This is a genomic window from Aeoliella fuhlenseeensis, assembly GCF_052161615.1.
Lineage (GTDB): Bacteria > Planctomycetota > Planctomycetia > Pirellulales > Lacipirellulaceae > Aeoliella.
The window spans coordinates 5,971,305-5,983,915 of the sequence record NZ_CP197417.1; the positions used below are offsets into that span (position 1 = coordinate 5,971,305).

At 61.1% G+C, this 12,611-nt stretch carries 7 protein-coding genes; 6 read left to right on the forward strand and 1 reads right to left on the reverse strand.

The window, feature by feature from the left end; translation table 11 throughout:
• Window positions 1-2: 2 nt before the first annotated feature.
• The 4 genes from SH292x_RS23460 to SH292x_RS23475 all read left to right on the forward strand — a co-directional run bounded on the left by SH292x_RS23460 (window position 3) and on the right by SH292x_RS23475 (window position 4,809).
• Window positions 3-563, forward strand: a complete 561-nt coding sequence (locus tag SH292x_RS23460) for a DUF1559 family PulG-like putative transporter (RefSeq protein ID WP_442483457.1) — start codon at window positions 3-5, stop codon at window positions 561-563.
• A 704-nt stretch (window positions 564-1,267) separates the two neighbouring features.
• Entirely contained in the window at window positions 1,268-2,326 is a 1,059-nt protein-coding gene (locus SH292x_RS23465; RefSeq protein ID WP_442483458.1) for a DUF1559 family PulG-like putative transporter, read from the forward strand.
• 210 nt (window positions 2,327-2,536) lie between these two features.
• Window positions 2,537-3,478: a PEP-CTERM sorting domain-containing protein gene (locus SH292x_RS23470; RefSeq protein WP_442483459.1), complete on the forward strand. Its 942-nt coding sequence runs from the start codon at window positions 2,537-2,539 to the stop codon at window positions 3,476-3,478.
• Window positions 3,479-3,630: 152 nt separating this feature from the next.
• Window positions 3,631-4,809, forward strand: coding sequence for a hypothetical protein (locus tag SH292x_RS23475; protein ID WP_442483460.1), 1,179 nt, complete (start codon window positions 3,631-3,633; stop codon window positions 4,807-4,809).
• A gap of 164 nt (window positions 4,810-4,973) precedes the next feature.
• Here the strand turns inward: SH292x_RS23475 and SH292x_RS23480 are convergent, their stop codons facing one another.
• Complete coding sequence (locus tag SH292x_RS23480; protein ID WP_442483461.1) at window positions 4,974-8,963, reverse strand: hypothetical protein; 3,990 nt, start codon at window positions 8,961-8,963, stop codon at window positions 4,974-4,976.
• 351 nt (window positions 8,964-9,314) lie between these two features.
• On the opposite strand from SH292x_RS23480, the gene SH292x_RS23485 reads away from it, so the two are divergent.
• Together SH292x_RS23485 and glnA are read left to right on the forward strand one after the other, a co-directional pair.
• Window positions 9,315-10,700, forward strand: a complete 1,386-nt coding sequence (locus SH292x_RS23485) for an outer membrane protein assembly factor BamB family protein (protein ID WP_442483462.1) — start codon at window positions 9,315-9,317, stop codon at window positions 10,698-10,700.
• A gap of 332 nt (window positions 10,701-11,032) precedes the next feature.
• Window positions 11,033-12,460: a type I glutamate--ammonia ligase gene (gene glnA / locus SH292x_RS23490; RefSeq protein WP_442483463.1), complete on the forward strand. Its 1,428-nt coding sequence runs from the start codon at window positions 11,033-11,035 to the stop codon at window positions 12,458-12,460.
• Window positions 12,461-12,611: the final 151 nt, after the last annotated feature.

The window sequence follows — 12,611 nt, forward strand, 5'->3', positions numbered from 1 at the left end:
CCATGCCACGCTTCTCCCTTCGAACCCTACTAATCAATGTCGCCGTATTGAGCGTACCGCTAGGTTTCTTGGCGGTGACGGCTCAGAAGACTCGGCATGAAGCCTTTCAAACTAGGTGCGTCTCGCATTGCAAGCACGTCTCGTTGGCGGTGATGTGCTACAAGGACAAGTACGGCGATTACCCGCGCCGTGTTGTTCTTGGCCCCGATGGCAAACCCTGGCATAGCTGGCGAGTACTGATACTCGAATTTCTTGATCCGGCGCTGTTCGCGCGATACTCGTTCGACGAACCTTGGGATGGGCCGAACAACTCGAAGTTACTGTCGTCGATACCCGAGAAGTATCGATGCCTCAACGATCGACGCGAGAACCCCTACTACACGTCGTACTTCTACGAGAAGGCCGAACCCGGCGGGCCGAGCGAGTGGCAGATCGTCGAAGCCCGGCACGACATTCCTTGGATGGCCCCCGACGACGGATTAGACCGCCCGTCGGCACCGCCGGTGGATTGTGGGGAGCCGACGGTGATGCATTTCGAAGGGTGGGTGGAGAAACCACAGTAGGTCGGTCGTCCCGGCTGACGAGGAACAACGTTGCCTTGCGCGTGCGCTGCCAGCTCGCGCCGTGTCTTCGCGGGGGCGGCACTGGCGGAGCCAGTGGCACACGAAGTGGAGCATCTTCTAAACGTTAGTCTTCGCCCAGCTGCTTTTGCAGATATTCCAGGGCAGCGTGACTTGCTCGATGCGAGGTAGGCGTCTCACCTACCGCTGCAGGGGGATGCCCCAGTATCTAGCTAGCGTCTCTCGATTTCCAATGGCGACACATTAGGGTGTTCCATGGATTTCCTGATTGATTACACCCCTTTTCCACTTTCGGCGATTTGCCTAGCAATCGAAATCGCGCTCGGTAGAATTCACAGTTGCGATGATGGAGTGATCGCATTTGCATTGCTCTATCGCTGTTTTACTTATCGTCGAATCAATAGCCCTACTGAGTACCTCCCGTAGAGGGGGGACCAGTACAAAAATGGCGGGGGTTCATTGAGCGAATGTTCCTTGGGTGGCTCGGTCTAAGCGGCCTTTGTAGGCCCGCGATCGCATGGTTTTCAGCGGGGCATGCTTCGCACGACGCATTGCTGATGTCCATCCAGAGTTCGACAGCAGGCGTTCCAACGAGTTTCTAGTTGGTACTGCCATTCGACGAAGCTTGTGCTCTGAAAGAATTGGGATTGGATCTTGTGTTAGTATTTTTGAATTCCCGGCGGCGGTTGGCGGAATCGAAATTCGGCTTCACCTTAGTGGAGCTACTGGTGGTGATTGCCATCATCGGCATTCTGGTGGCGCTCCTGCTCCCGGCGGTGCAGGCAGCGCGCGAATCCGCTCGCAAAAACTCGTGCCAAAACAATATCAAACAGCTTGCGCTCGCTGTGCTGAACTTCGAAAGCAGCTATAAAAAACTCCCCTCGGGTGGGTGGGGAGTGGGCTGGGCTCCCGATCCCGATCGTGGTGGCGGGATTGGCCAACCGGGCAGCGGCTTCTACAGCATCCTACCTTTCCATGAGCAGCAGCAACTCCATGACCTAGGGAGCGGGATGCCGGTCGCCCAGAAGCTTACCGCCAGCAAGCAGCGGCTTGAAACACCCGTTGCGACCTGGGTCTGCCCAAGCCGGCGTAGTGCGGTAGCCTACCCCATGACCTCCAGCTTATCGTTTGTGAAAAAGCCCTACGGCTCCGACGCCTTGGAATTCGTCGCCAAGAGCGACTACGTCTTTAACGCTGGCAATGTGAAGATGGGCTTTGGAAGTGGGCCTCCCCCAGGGCCAGCCACGAATCCATGGCAGTACGCCGACCAAGATCCTGCAAGAAGTTTTCAGCATCCTGACGGCGCGGTCAAGAATGTCAACGGAATCTCCTACGCTCACCACACTTTTAAACTCTCCCAAATCACCGACGGGACGACGCAAACATTCTTGATCGGCGAGAAGAGTGTCGATCCCGATCTCTACGTGGATCCTGGCAATGACGGTGGGGGAGCCGGTGACGACCAGGGCGCGCTCGTCTCCGACGAACGCGACACGGTTCGTTACGCTGGTCGAGACGACGTGGGATTCGTCAAACAGGATTTTCTTCCAATTCCCGACCGTGAAAAACTTACGGACAACGACCTTCGCACATGGCGTTTTGGTAGCGCACACTCGGGCGTTTTCTTCATGTCGTTTTGCGATGGGTCGGTGCATGGGATTTCGTTTGATGTCGATGTGCTTCCCTATACCTACTTATCCAATCGTCGCGATGGAAATGTGGTGGATATTGCGAGCGTCTATTAACTGGTGACGCGGTTTGTTTCGAGCGATTCCGCGCGAGACGTGCGGAGCACGGCCAGTCCACCAGGCTGACAAAGAAGCGAGTTGAGAAGGATTGCGGTCGCGACAAGCTACGTAGCTCGGCGCGGGGGTGGAGTGTTCTTTATCTCGAAACACTCGAGATAGAACAGTTGCCAGAAGTTGGCGGTTTCTTTCTTACTTCGAGGAGACATAATGAAGACGAGACTCTTTCTGATCGGTAGCCTGATCTGCGTCGGGCTCACCAGTACCGCGAGTGCGGTCACGCTCTCCAGCGTCGGCTCGCAAATGAACATCGGCACCGACCTCTTCAGCGGAGCGGCCTTTTTCCCGGGGGGGACCCCCCCTTATCAGGTCGTCCGCTGGCGCGACGATGAACTCGCCAAGACTCACGACATCGACGGCGACGATGTCTACGGAACTGCAGGCTACATCCTCTTCGGCACGAAGTTTGTTTATCCCCATGTGGATTGCTGTGGAAGCCAGCAACCGTTCAATAGCCCGACTTGGCCAAACCTGGTAGACCTACCGAGCTTCGTTTCGAACTCTCAAAATCTCACGGAGTTCAAGGTTGGTGGCTGGCCCTACGCTCTGGTCGATGACCCACGCTACGTCAACGGTGGCAACGATCCTGCTTGGCACACCTCCGTCGCTCCCACGGCTCCCTTGGCACAGCAACCCTACGTGATGATGGGAACACTCGATGGGTGGGACATGATTGGAAACAATCCCGTCACTGCCACGTATGGTGCCGCCCGCTGGGCATTTGAAGTAGGAGCCGATGTGCCGGAATCCTTCCGCTTGGGAGTCATGACCGATGGGCTCAACGACGTCGTGTGGACGGCAACGGAGGTCTACCTTGCGAAGATCAGCGGCACTTCTCTCGATCTTAGCGTCACCCCGGTTTCGACGGGCACCCTGGTCCGCAACCGTTTCGTCGATATGCACTTCTTCGACATCGCCGAAGCGCAGCCCGGGGACCGGTTTGTGGTCCTCTCCAAGGCAGCGTCGGGCGGAACGGGGGGAATCGCGGGTGTCTCGTTCGACGTGAACCCCGTTCCAGAGCCGGCCACATGGGGCCTCACCGTGTTGTGCGTTGTCGCCGGTGGACTCGCACTCCGCCGCCGCAACGGCTAGTGGGAGAACCCAATTGTTGGATTGCTACAACTTAGCGCGGTGGGTGGACTCGGCTCCACCCACCGCGTTTTACCCCTTGGTTTCATCGGTGCTACTCCCGCCTGGGAAACTGATGATCGAACCATTGTTCAAGCAACAGATTTAGGGACACCATGCGCGTTCGTTATTTACTCGCCGCGGTCGTCGCGGCCTTTGCTCTTGTGACTCCGCTTAAGGCTGTTACTCTCTCGAGTGCGGGGTCCGATTTTGATGTTGGTTTCGCACCCGGACCTAATTATTTCCCGGGTGGTACGCCGCCTTACGTGGTGGTCACATGGCGGAGCAATGGCGACAGCAAGCCGCTTGATATCGATGGTGATAACGTCTACGGCAGTGCGGGATACGCTATGTTCGCCACGGATTTTGAATGGCCTTATTTCACCAACGGTGCTGGAAGCAGTGTCCCGTTTGCCGACGACACGAATTATCAAAACCTCGTGGAGCTCCCCAGCTTCGTGACCAATACTGCAAATCTCACCGCGAATAAGGTTGGCGGCTGGAATTATGCCCTCGTCGACGATCCGAGACTTGTCAACGGATACCGGGATTACAACTGGGGCGATACGCAGTCACCCACGATTGAAGAGATTGGTAAGCCCCTACACTCCCAAAGTCCCTACGTAAAAATTGGGATTGTCGACGGAAACGATGTCCTCGGAAACAACCCTCGCACCGCAGAATTCGGAGCTGCTCGGTGGGGATTTGAAGTCGGGGCCGGGGTGCCATCCACGTTTCGCGTGGGTGTAATGACCGACGGACTCGACGGCTCGAACTGGGCCGCGACCGAGGTTTTCCTCGCAAAGGTCACGCTCGATCCGGTCCCCGCGATTGTCGGCACTCCGGTCTCTTCCGGAGAGTTTGTCGGCTTTGACAGCCCCAACCGTTTTGTCGACATGCACTTCTTTGACGTGGTCGACGCCCAGCCGGGGGACCAGTTTGCGATCTTCGCAAAAGCATCGCCGGATGGTTTTGGAGCCATTTCGGCAGTTACCTTCGACTTCATTGCAGGGCCGGTCCAGGCGGGGGACTTCAATGGCAATGGAATCGTCGACTTGGCCGACTACACCGTGTGGCGAGATAATTTAGGTGCCGACGAGGCGGTCCTGAACGGGGCCGGCGATGGCTCGACGATTGTCGACACGGGGGACTACGATACCTGGAAAGCCAACTTCGGAGCGGGGAGCCCCGAAGCACTCGCGGGCGCACCCATCCATGTTCCCGAGCCAACTACGTTGGTCTTAGTGCTACTCGGGTCGGCGCTAGTCGCACGGGTTCCCCGGCGCAATCGCTAAGCTCTCGCCAAGTAACGGTTGTTGTCTGCTACGAAGCCCGCTCGACGCGCCAGTCGAGTGGGCTTCTTTGTTGCGCAGACCTTGGCGGATATTACCTGGGAACCCGCGACTTCCCGTCGTGGAAGAGTGGGGATAGAGATTCGAGGCGAGTGGCGAATGCGTCGTTACTCTTCGCCCAGCTGCTTTTGCAGATCTTCCCAGGGGAGAGTCACTTGCTCGATTCGAGCGAGCAGGCTGTCTTCCGGTGGATTGTGCCTGCGGGTGCGGCGGATGATGGTGACTTCGTCTTCGAGGGCGGCGACCCAGTCGGGGACGTCGAGGCCCGAGCCGCAGGGTTCGGCGAGGAGCTGCGAGATCTCCGCTTCCAAGGCTTCGAACGATCCGTCGCGGCGCTCGGCGTCGGCGGCTTCGATGGCCGGTGAGACCAGCGCTCGCAGGCGATCAACGGTCAGCGAGCGGATGAAACGCTCGCCGAGGCGTTCGGCGATGGCTGGGAGTCGCATGCCGTAGCGCTCGGACATTTCGGCGAACGCTTTGATGTATTGGTCGGCTCGCTCGCTGGTGCGGGCGGCGATCGCCCGACGCCACATGTCGGCCGCGGCGTCGCGGCCTTGGCGAATGAGGATCTCGTGGGCAAGGAACACCGGCTTCATGTGCCAGGCGCTGCGGTCGTAGTTGGCACGCAGACGCAGGAAGTCGATGAACGTGTAGAACAGTTCGCCGTGATCGCTTTGCGTGGTGGTCGCGTTGTAGTCACGGTACTCGCGAAAGTTCTCGACCACCGCGTCGATGGCGATGGTGAGGAGCTCGGTCGCTTCGCCCCGCGGGATGCGGCCGCCGAGTTCGTTGACCACCAGCAGGCGGTCGTCGCCGGGCTCCATCTCGAGGTTCGACAGCCACACGCCGACACCTTGATGAAGGATCGAACGAAGGTTGCCGAGGCTGAGGAACCGCTGCGTGAATAGGTCGCGGCCGTAGCGTTCGACGAATTCGACGAAGCGTTTCCAATCGTTGGGGTCGGCGAGTTTCTCGACGACGCTCAGTCGCACGGTGCGGCTATGGCGGAGCCAGCGGCCGAGCTGCGACTCGGTAAGATCTTGCAGCGCCTCGACCAGCATCTGATCGGTGGGGCGGGGCGGACCACCTTTGGCGGCTTCCCAAGTGCTGGCCGACGCGACAACGCACTCGACGAGCGCCTGGTAGCCTTGCTCGAACAGCGTGTCGTACTCGGTGATCGCGCCCTGGCCGACGGGGTGTTCGATTTCCATCCGCTGCGCGACGTCGAGCAGCTCGCACGTCTCGCGCACCAAACCTAGCCGCGGAAGCCAGCCGAGTAGATCGTGAATCAAGCCGTGTAGCGCGCGTGCCTTGACGATGCGGCTGGGGCTGCCCCCTTTGCTGAGCGGAACGTACAGCAGTTCTTGATCCACCAGCGAGCGGGCGAAGTCGTCCCAGTGTTGGCGGACGCCATCGGCGTCGCCGTTGAGCACCGAGCGGAGGATCTCGATGGTTCGCGCGATGGCCGACGCGGGGACGCCCTCGGTCACTTGCGCGACGCCCGCGGCTGCGCGGAGCAGTCGACCGGCGTCGGAGACTTCGACGCAGGTGGTGATGATTTGCTCGATAAGGGTCTCGATGATCATCCGCCGGCGGTCGTACTCGACCATCGACTCGTGCGTGCCGGACGGGGCGGTCATGCGATGCTGGTGGACCGACTCGAGGAGCTTGACGAGCTGGCCGTACTTCACGGCGGCGTCGTGCTGCCAGGCGTCGTACTGGTCGCGGCGCTCGGGCGACGCGGTGGCGTCCCAGCCGATGGCGGCGTGCTTCCACAGTCGCGCGACGGTGGTCAGGAACGCGAGGCGCTCGCGAAGCCGCTCGGCTTCTTCTTCGAGTTCGTAGTCGGTGTCGTCGGCCCCGGGATCGAAAATGGCCGAGTCGAAACCATCGTCGGCGCTGTCGCGGTAGGGCATCTCCTCGTCGGCCGAGCCGAACAGAGGGTCGAGTTCGTCTTCGAAGTCGAAGTCGTCGTACTCTTCATCTTCGTCGTAGGCTTCTTCGTCGTCGTCTTCGTAGTCGTCGTCGAACACGGAGTCGTCGGGGCCATCGTAGTCGTAGGCGTGGCGGCTGAGGTCGAACTCGGGGACGTGCCAGAACTCTTCGGAGCTAGCTTCGAGCTGTCCGAAGAACCTCGCGATGAGTGCCCACTGATCGTCTCCCTCGGTGCCGGCTTCCTGCACGCGCGACTCGACCATGCGCATCCAGCGGAGGGCGAGCGGATGGAACGCGGCGTCTCCCTCTTCGAGCGCGGTGTAGTCGACCTGCGTGAGCCACTGCATCATCAAGGCCATGCTAGCCACGAGGTCTTCGCGGTCGAGCAGGGCTTCGATAACCAGCTGAAACGCCTTGGGCGTGGAAAACTCTTCGACGAACAGTCGCCAGAAACCGACGTCGCCCGCCGCAGCACCCGCTTTGTGCCAGGCGCTCAGGGCACCGGCGACCAAGTTGGTGCTGATTTGGATTTCCTTGGCGTTCAGCGGTTTGACGCCGCTGATGTCGGCCGAGCCAAACGAGTCCCACCAGTCGGCGAGCTTCTCGAGCCGGGCGCTGAAGGTTTGCTCGAGTTCGGCCTCGTCGATCGCGGCGGCTTCGGCGCACGCGCGGGAACAGAGGTCGAGCGTCTGTTCGACGATTTGAATCAGGTCGTCGACGCGGAAGTCGCGGACCGTGTCTTCGAGCGAAGGGAACAAACTGTAGTTCGCCCCGAAGCCGAGGATGCTCCACGGGTCGGCGAGCGCACCGCACTCGATGCCACGCTCGAGGAGATCGGTGATCTCGTCGAGGTAAGTAGCGACCTCCATCGGCTGGCGGCGGTCGATGGCGTGATGGCCGGCCGTGAGGCGGCAGTAGATCTGGCACAGCATGCGTGCGGACGCCACGCGGACCGACTGAGCCTCGGTCATGGCGGCTTCGGCGTAGCCCATGCGGGCGTAGACCTGCGCGAGGTGAACTCGCTGTAGTTGCAACGCGCGTCGGCGAGCGAGTTCTTGATTCAGGTGCTGCCGCGCGCCGCCGAACGGTTGGCGGGTGCGTTTGGCTTCGGCGCGGAGTCGCTCGCCCTCGACGCCAGTGGCGCGCTCGACGAGGTGTTCGTAAAAGCGATCGCGGTACTCGGCGATGTGGGGCAGCAGCGTGCCGAGCGTGGTGTCGGAGCCGTGGCAGTTGGGTCCGTTGCCGCTGGTGCCCGAGGCCATGAGGATGGTGCCGGCAAGCACGGCGGCGGCTTCGAACAGCAGTTGCTCTTCGTCGACGCCGAGCGCCTTGGCGTCCTGCACGCGGGTGAGCAGGGAATTGAGCACCAGCGGCTGCAACACGAACCGCCGGTAGTAGCCCTTGTTGTCGATGCGATTGGGGTCCCACTGGCCAAAGTGGTAGTTGGGCCGCTTGTTCACAGGATGGTCGAAGTCGTAGGCTCGCGGATCGAGCGCCAGCTCTTCGAGGTACTCGAACTGGAACCACGCGTCGTTCAGCAGCTCGGGCGAGGTGTCGCGGAGGATCTCGAGCGTCTTGCTGATCACCGGCTCGTAGGGTCCGGCCGACACGCCAGCTCCCTCGACATAGAGCGGGATGGGGCGGAGCCACTCGTGGCGGTAGGGCTCGATGCGCTGCGACTCGAGCACCGGTACGGGGCGGTAGCCGATATAGTCGTCGAGTTGATCGCGAGCGCCGGCGACGATCTGCGCGTCGGGTTCGGTCGCCCAAATTCTCGGCAGCACCACTTCGAACACTCGCCCCACCAGCAGCGGCCGCCAAAACTCTTCATCGGGACGGTGGCGGAGCAGGTCGCGGTGGAACTCGCGGTAGGCGGGAAGGAAGTGGTCGCGAACCAACTGGACAACGCGGGTCACTTGGCCAATTTCGGAGAACGCGCCCCCCGTGGCATGGAGCTCGGCGGCACGCTGGTCGATGAGGGTGAACAGCGTGGCGAGGGTCTCGGCCCCGGGGACGGTCCGCTGCTCGACGAAGCGGTAGACCTCGTTCAGGTTCGCCAGGAACTTGGGGTCGTGCGTTCCGGAGGAGAAATTCAGGTAGCCGACCACTTCCTGCAGACGTGCTTTGCACGCATCGTCGGGCTGGAGGGTGGCGTTACGCATGCGGGCCGAGGGAAGGATGGCGGGCGGCGTGGGTGGGGCTCGGCCGGAGGATCGCCCCGCCTGGGCAATCTCCCCGCCACCGGCAAGTGTGGGCGAGGGGGTCCAAGTCCCGTGTAATCCCGCAATGTACGCCAAAAGGGCCCTGTTGGGCTAGGCTCCGCGGCGGCCTGGCGGACCTGACGGCCCCGCGATCAGATCCGCGGGCAACCTTACTTTTCCGGCCGAAAAGGTGAATTGCACGCACTGGGTGACTACAATACTGGTTCCGGAACAATCTCGATCACTCCACCGCTGCGGTTCTCGTTCGCGAGGCGCGGCGGCCACGGGGACCTCTAACCCATTTTGCTTCGCATGCGCAATCGCCCCCATCTACGTCCCCAAATTGGCCCGTTCGCCCTGCTGACCGCCGTGCTCGCGCTGACCCTGCCCACGATGGCGCTGGCCAAATCGGGCCTGGTGTCGAACGTCGAGGCCGAGCGCAACGGTTTGACCCGCGCTTGGTTCTCCCAGGCCGAGCTCGACCCCGCGCAGCATCGCGTCGAGCGAGCCGTACTGTCCGGTGGCGATGTCTTCGTGCTGACCACCGCGGGCGTATTGCACGCGATGGACGCCGAGACCGGTGCGACTCGCTGGGTGGTGCGAATTGGCAATCCCGATCATCCGAGTCTCGGCCCCGCGGCGAACGCTCTGTTCGTGGCCCTGGTGAATGGCAACACGATTCACGTGCTCGATCGCGAGAACGGCATGGAAATCATGAGCCGTCCGCTTGGCGGTGGGGCAGGGGGTGGGCCGGCGATCAGCGAAGAGTACGTTTACGTTCCGTTGTTCTCGGGCAAGATCGAAGCGTTCCCCATCGGCGATGCAAAGAAGAGCGTTTGGTACTACGCCTCGGCAGGACGTTCGTTCCGATCGGCGACCCGAACGCAAGACAGCGTGGTGTGGCCCACCGAACGCGGCTATCTTTACGTCGCCAACCCTGGGGGCAACGGCGTCCGTTATCGATTCGAAACCTCCGGTCTGGTGAATAGCCACCCCGTTTCCTACAACGGCCTGCTACTTACTTCGTCTAGCAACGGGTTCGTCTACGGCATCGACGAGATGACCGGACAACAACGCTGGCGCTATGCGAGCGGCTCGGGCATGCACCGCTCGCCGGTTGCCATTGATGGCGTGGCCTACATTGCCAGCGAACAACCAGCCCTGCACGCCATCGATGCCGCGACGGGCAAGGGGCTGTGGAAGACGCCCGGCGTGTGGCAATTGCTCGGCGTCGGGAAGACGCGTGCGTATGGGCTCACTCGAATGGGGGACATCATGGTCCTCGATACCAAGAGTGGCGTGCCACTGGGGAGCCTGCGAACGAGCCCCGAAACCACGGCGATCGTCAATCCCACGACCGACCGACTCTACCTCGTCAACGAAACGGGTCTCGTGCAATGCCTGCACGAAATTGGCGCGGATGCACCGCTAATCCACACCGCTCCCGCGGCGCCGGCTGAAGGGGATGCCGCTGCTCCCGTAGAAGACGGTGCCGAACCCGCCGAACCTGCACAGCCAGCCGAGGGAAACCCGTTCGGCGAACCCGCGGACGACGCCAGCCCATTCGGTGGTGAAGAGACCGAAGATCCGTTCGACGGCGGAGCCGAGCCAGCGGGCGAGCCCGAAGCCGAGCCGGCGGCGGACGATCCATTCGCCGAGGGTGCCGATGACGGTGAGGCAGGCTCGTTCGAATTCTAAAGGCGAGCCACCCAGCCAACTTGGCTTCTTTAAAATTCCGCCAGTTTCCGCCAGCGCGGTTTTCGTTGGCCCGTATCCACCGGCTGCGCGATCGGCTATTTTCTAAGCAGTGGGAGGGCGGCTAGGCAAAGCTGTTCTCACGCTGGACGCCCGCCCTCGGCAATGGCTTGTACCGCGCCGCGTCCAACAGGTCCTCACGATCGGTGACTCTGCGAGCGGTCGCAGTCCGAAGCGTGGGGGTCCAACCAACGGAGTTCCAAGCTGCCTTCTCCCAGGCCTAGTGGCTCGGCCCACTCCCCTTTCTGCACCTTCTTTTGAAAGGACATCCTTCTATGACGCCGCAAGAAGTCCTGGCCATGTGCCGGGAAAACGACGTGAAGTCCATCGACTGCCGCTTCATGGATTTTCCTGGTATCTGGCAACACTTTAGCATTCCCGCCGGCAAGCTGGGCGAGGATACGTTCGAGGATGGCCTGGGCTTCGATGGTTCCAGCATTCGTGGCTGGCAAGCGATCAACGAGTCGGACATGCTATTGATGCCGCAACCCGACACCGCGTTCATCGATCCGTTCTGCCAACTCAAGACCCTGGTGATGATCTGCAACGTGCAGGACCCCATCACTCGCGAAGACTACACCCGCGATCCTCGCAACATCGCCCGCAAGGCGGTGAACTACCTAAAGAGCACTGGCGTCGCCGACACCTGTTACATCGGCCCCGAGGCCGAGTTCTTCATCTTCGACGATGTCCGCTTCGATCAGACGCCGAACGCGGGTTTCTTCTATCTCGACAGCGTCGAAGCGGCCTGGAATCGTGGCAAAGACTACAAAGCCGCCGGCGAAGGACCCAACCTGGGTTACAAGCTGCGGTACAAGGAAGGCTACTTCCCGTGCCCGCCAGCCGACCAGCTCAACGACATCCGCGCCGAGATGATGCAGACGATGATCGACTGCGGCATGGACGTCGAAGCCCAGCATCACGAAGTCGCCACCGCGGGTCAGAGCGAGATCGACCTGCGATTCGACGACCTGGTGACGATGGGCGACAAGCAGTGCATGTTCAAGTACATCATCAAGAACGTCGCCTACAAGCATGGCAAGACCGTGACGTTCATGCCCAAGCCAATCTACAGCGACAACGGCTCGGGCATGCACACCCACATCTCGTTCTGGAAGAACGGGGAGCCCTTGTTTGCCGGGAGTGGGTACGCGGGTCTTTCGGACCAGGCGATGCACGCCATCGGTGGCATCTTGAAGCACGCCCCCGCACTCTTGGCCTTCACCAATCCCACGACCAACAGCTACAAGCGCCTGGTGCCGGGTTACGAGGCGCCGGTGAACTTGGCTTACTCGCAGCGGAATCGGTCGGCCGCGTGCCGCATCCCGATGTATAGCCCGAGCCCCAAGGCAAAGCGCATCGAGTTCCGCTGCCCCGACCCCAGCTCGAACCCGTACCTGGCGTTCAGCGCGCTAATGATGGCAGCGCTCGACGGTGTGCAGAACAAGATCGATCCGGGCGAGCCTTTGGACAAGGACATCTACGACTTGTCGCCTGAAGAACTGGCCACCGTGCCGAAAACGCCGGGCTCGCTGGAAGATGCTCTCAAGGCGTTGTCTGAAGATCACGAGTTCCTACTCCGCGGCGACGTGTTCACCGAGGACGTCATCAGCACGTGGATCAACTACAAGATGAAGAACGAGGTCGAAGCCCTCGCCCTGCGTCCGCATCCGTACGAGTTCTGCATGTACTACGACATGTAGAGTTGAGTGCGACTAGTAGATAATGCTTTCTCAGTAGCCCCGACCAAGCTTGGTCGGGGCTATTTTTATGTCGGTACGACTCCGAAACGCGCCATCATAAGACTCATTTGTGGCAGGGCTCTCCGAGCCCGATCTTGCCGATGCAGGAGCA

Coding starts and splice junctions, on each gene's coding strand:
- SH292x_RS23460 (WP_442483457.1), top strand. CDS start 3: ATGCCACGCTTCTCCCTTCGAACCCTACTAATCAATGTCGCCGTATTG.
- SH292x_RS23470 (WP_442483459.1), top strand. CDS start 2,537: ATGAAGACGAGACTCTTTCTGATCGGTAGCCTGATCTGCGTCGGGCTC.
- glnA (WP_442483463.1), top strand. CDS start 11,033: ATGACGCCGCAAGAAGTCCTGGCCATGTGCCGGGAAAACGACGTGAAG.
- SH292x_RS23480 (WP_442483461.1), bottom strand. CDS start 8,963: ATGCGTAACGCCACCCTCCAGCCCGACGATGCGTGCAAAGCACGTCTG.
- SH292x_RS23475 (WP_442483460.1), top strand. CDS start 3,631: ATGCGCGTTCGTTATTTACTCGCCGCGGTCGTCGCGGCCTTTGCTCTT.
- SH292x_RS23485 (WP_442483462.1), top strand. CDS start 9,315: ATGCGCAATCGCCCCCATCTACGTCCCCAAATTGGCCCGTTCGCCCTG.